At 59.4% G+C, this 3,664-nt stretch carries 4 protein-coding genes and 2 pseudogenes; all 6 read left to right on the top strand.

The genetic code is table 11. The features are described from left to right. A partial coding sequence (locus AC1DUU_RS26225; RefSeq protein WP_476786289.1) for an amino acid ABC transporter ATP-binding protein occupies positions 1-713 on the top strand: 713 nt, incomplete at its 5' end. Positions 714-744: 31 nt separating this feature from the next. Next, the gene (locus AC1DUU_RS26220; protein ID WP_476786288.1) at positions 745-1,758 is read left to right on the top strand and encodes a succinylglutamate desuccinylase/aspartoacylase family protein; all 1,014 of its coding nucleotides are present in this window, start codon (positions 745-747) and stop codon (positions 1,756-1,758) included. A gap of 186 nt (positions 1,759-1,944) precedes the next feature. Next, positions 1,945-2,154 (top strand): transcriptional regulator domain-containing protein, encoded by a 210-nt coding sequence (locus AC1DUU_RS26215; RefSeq protein WP_476786287.1) that lies wholly within the window; start codon positions 1,945-1,947, stop codon positions 2,152-2,154. Further along, the gene (locus AC1DUU_RS26210; protein WP_476786286.1) at positions 2,078-2,716 is read left to right on the top strand and encodes a DUF2285 domain-containing protein; all 639 of its coding nucleotides are present in this window, start codon (positions 2,078-2,080) and stop codon (positions 2,714-2,716) included. Before AC1DUU_RS26215 ends, AC1DUU_RS26210 begins: the two co-directional genes overlap by 77 nt. 145 nt (positions 2,717-2,861) lie before the next feature. Next, positions 2,862-3,137, top strand: a pseudogene (locus AC1DUU_RS26205) (helix-turn-helix transcriptional regulator); the annotation flags it as partial. A 355-nt stretch (positions 3,138-3,492) separates the two neighbouring features. Continuing rightward, positions 3,493-3,664 (top strand): annotated as a pseudogene (locus AC1DUU_RS26200) (glycosyltransferase family 4 protein); the annotation flags it as partial.

The raw sequence follows: 3,664 nt of genomic DNA, 5'->3' as shown, positions 1-3,664 counted from the left end.
CCTCGCTCAACAAATGGTATGGCACCTTCCATGTGTTGAAGGAGRTCAACCTCACCATACAAAGYGGGTCTCGCGTCGTGATCTGCGGACCGTCAGGTTCGGGCAAATCCACCCTGATCCGCTGCCTGAACGGGCTTGAAGCCTATCAGCAGGGCACCGTGACCCTGGGCACGATCCGGCTGGGCGACCACGCCAAGGAGACAACTCTCGCCCGCCGCCAGACCGGCATGGTGTTTCAGAGCTTCAACCTGTTTCCGCATCTGACTGTTTTGTCGAACTGTACCCTGGCCTTGCGGCGGGTTCTTCGCATGCCGCGCAACGAAGCCGAGAGCCTGGCGCGCCATTTCCTCGAAAAGGTCCGCATTCCCGAACAGGCGCACAAATACCCCGCGCAACTGTCGGGCGGACAGCAGCAACGCGTGGCGATCGCCCGTGCATTGTGCATGAACCCGCGCCTGATGCTGTTTGACGAGCCAACCTCGGCACTCGATCCCGAGATGGTCAAGGAGGTGCTCGATGTCATGACCGGGCTCGCCCACGAGGGCATGACGATGATCTGCGTCACCCATGAGATGGGTTTTGCCCGTGAGGTTGCCGACCAGGTCGTGTTCATGGATCAGGGCAGCATTGTCGAACAAGCCTCGCCGGTGGCTTTCTTTTCGACACCCAATCATCCCCGCGCCCGCTCCTTTCTCAACACGCTGTTGCATTGACGAGGGTGGTTTGACGAGGAGGGAGGGATCAGTGGCAAACGACACACGCATCTGGACGGACGTCGATTTTGACAAGGACGGCAAGCAGATCAGTTGTCTGCGGCTGCCGTTTTCGAGCCACCGCTCCGCCTATGGCACCATTCCGATCCCCATTGTCTGCATCAAGAACGGCAACGGGCCGACCGCCCTGCTTGTCGCTGGCAATCACGGCGATGAGTATGAGGGCCAGGTTGCGCTGGGCAAACTCGCCCGGCAGGTTGAAGCAAGCGAGCTTTGCGGCCGCATCATCATCCTGCCGGCACTGAATTATCCCGCGGTCGACGCCGGCAGACGGGTGTCGCCGCTCGACCAGGGCAATCTCAATCGGATGTTTCCCGGCGACGCCAATGGCACCCCAACTCAGATAATCGCCCACTACGTCGCACAGGTGCTTCTGCCTCTCACCGACATCGTCATCGACCTGCACTCCGGCGGCACGTCGCTCTTCTATCTGCCGTGCTGCCTGATCCGTACCGGCAAGWCTGAAACCGAAACGGCACAGCTCATCGAACTGATGCATGTCTTTGGCGCCCCCATCGGCTCGATCAGCGACGGYTCWGGYGGCGGYGGCGCSACCACACTSTCAGCGACWGCYCARRTGCTMGGYATTCCAGCCYTGACGACCGAACTCGGTGGGGGTGCGACGATGTCACGCCAGGGCGAAACCCTTGCGCGAGACGGYGTGCTGCGTGTGCTGAAACATATGGGAATCCTGCCCSGYGCCATCGTCGAACCGGCGGAGCAAACACGATTGATGCGGGTCGATGGCAGGCTAGCCYTCACCTATGCGCCCGTCAGAGGCATCTTCGAGCCAGCTAGCGAAATCGGCGACACCGTCACCGCTGGCCAATGCGCGGGCGTCATCCATCCGATAGCGGGGTCACATGAGCCCGCAACGCTCATCCGATTCACCCAGTCCGGCCTTGTCGCCTGCCGCCGCGCGCCGGCCCTCACATCTGCTGGAGACTGCCTATTTAAGCTGGTGACCGATGTCGAGCGTTTATGACGCTGGTCGATCGCGGATGACAATGCCTCCAACGATGTCAACAGGGTCTGGCGTCGACCTCATCACCCAGGTTGGATAGGCGCTCGCTGCCTCCTTTCCTCACAATCTGTCAATCGCCATTTTTGGCGATATCCTCGGTTTTCCCATTGCCCTAGTAAGTAGTCCGCAATTTGCTGGGGGGGATGGATGAAGCCGGATTCTTCTGAGTGGCACAGCTCGCAGGCTTATGACTTCATCGGAAAGATCCCAGCGGACGCACTTGCCTGGGAATTCCTAAGAAGGAATCCAGCCTACCAGCAAGAGTTCGCAGACATCCACAATGAAGGTTTCACGCCTTCCTCCTCCGCGAAAAGGCTGCAGAGACGGTGGGGGCTGCGATTTCCCAGCCAATCCTGAGCGACCGGCGGCAAAGCAGCCGGTTTACTGGACACCAGAGGTCGACCCCGGCGTCATCCTGCTCGTCAATACTCCGCCGCTTTTGTCGGAGGATTCCGACGTCCAGGCCGCTTTACCGCCGGCAGTTTCACAACGTGACGAATTCGGAGAGCATAAGCGCAATTTGTCCGCAGCAAATGGCTGGCAGATCGCGCTTGTTCATGGCACCGACAGCACGCGCCCCCTAGCAGCAATAGTGCCCCTCGACGCCAAGGCACTCGAACGACTTTCATCGGTCGACAGGTTTATAAGATCRCTCAAGGGACGCAGCGTACGGGACCCGCGGCTGACGTCATCACAACGGACTCGACTTGCTCGCATGCTTCGCGCCCTCGACGGCCGCATTGAAGGCGCCTCTCATTTCGAAATAGCCCATGTGCTGTTCGGCTCGCGCTTTGTCATCGCAGCGGAATGGCAAGAGTCACCATTTCGCTATGCAACGCTTCGCCTCATACGTGACGGCCACAAGATGATCGATGGCGGCTACCGCCAGTTGCTAAGGTTCCGCCGTCGCGGCTCCTGAGCTCTGGTCGGCAAGTCTGGCGGCATATGTGCGAAATTAGCCCCCGCTCATTTGGCACCTGAATAGCGCTTTATCCCCTTCTCCATCATCACCCGTGTCCGCGGCTCGATCTCAACGGCATTCACAAACGTGATGGAGACATCAGATGAACTGTCGAAACGCCGGCTTGCCTCCGCGCTTTCTGCGCACCAAGGAAGCGGCCACTTTCCTCAGTCTCTCCTCGCGCACCTTCGAAAAGCATCGCACCTATGGAACCGGTCCCGCCTATCGCAAGCTTGGCGGCCGCGTTGTGTACGCCATCGACGATCTCGAAGCCTGGGCCGATCGCGGCGCGGTGACGTCCACCTCCGATCCCCGCGGCACAATCCTGCCCGCCAAGCGCTACCCGACCCCGCCTCCGGCCCAGGCCGGTCGATACGCCGCTTATCGCGCGGCGATTCCCTTTTGTCGGTCCAGACTCGCCCAGCTTTGGAACGCAAACAGCTCGATCTGTTCCCCGCGATGCGCAAGACTCATTGCCTATCCCTTCTTTTCCCTCGCAGAATCCAAACGCGTCGCGACTTCAAGGCCGGCAGCGAAGCCGAAGGCAAATTGGCCTACTCGCAACGCATTCAGGAAATCCGGCCGATCGTCAGCGGCTGTTGAACTGTCGTTGGGCTACTCGCAAGAAAGCGGTTTACCGATTGGAAAAAAGCCAAGTTGATGACCTGCTCAAGTCGAGCCTTAGCCCTGAAGGAACGTAGACTGCCAACACAAATTGATGCAGAAAATCAACGATGAGGAACGCTAAGGCAATTACCGTTTGCTTTCCCTTCATCGGCGACCTTTTTGGTGGCAGTCACCTGTCTGCGCTTGGCTTGATAAAAAATCTCGACCGGTCGCGCTTTACGCCGCTGGTTGTACTGCAACTCCCCGACGGGCCAGTCGCCGAAATCTTCAGGCGAGAAG

This window comes from Aminobacter sp. P4_H6_2, from assembly GCF_056400805.1.
This window is presented reverse-complemented; position numbering and strand designations above follow the sequence as displayed.

Coding starts and splice junctions, on each gene's coding strand:
- AC1DUU_RS26215 (WP_476786287.1), top strand. CDS start 1,945: ATGAAGCCGGATTCTTCTGAGTGGCACAGCTCGCAGGCTTATGACTTC.